Raw genomic sequence first — 365 nt, 5'->3', positions numbered from 1 at the left:
CGTCGGTCCGCCTCGGCGGTGACGCGAGCGTGCGCGGTGAAATCCGGGGCGACGCCGTCGAAACGGTTCAGCGCCAGCGACTCGTCCAATGCCTTTTCGCGCTGTTGCTGCAGTTCAGGTCGAGCCTGAGTATCGGTCGGGACAACCTCACCACCCTTGTTCAAATACTCAAGCAATGCCTGCCGGGTATTTTCCCGATCCGGCTCGGGAAATTGCTCCAGTTCAGCGAACAATGCCTGGGCGCGCGGATCGTCGCTGGCCTTGGCCAGGGTGTCGAAGTCCTGAGCGCCGAGCTGGCTCAGCGACTCGATGTAACTGGCCAGCAGATAGTCGCGCTCGTTGTTGTCGGTGTTGCTCCACTGCTC

General features: G+C 61.9%; 1 pseudogene. It reads right to left on the bottom strand.

Going from position 1 to position 365, the window contains the following annotated elements:
• Positions 1–365: pseudogene (locus AC4IHP_RS27865) on the bottom strand (toxin VasX); the annotation flags it as partial.

This window comes from Pseudomonas sp. UF-293 (genome assembly GCF_058245595.1).
Note: the sequence above shows the minus strand (reverse complement) of the source record. Positions and strands in the feature narration are given on the sequence as shown.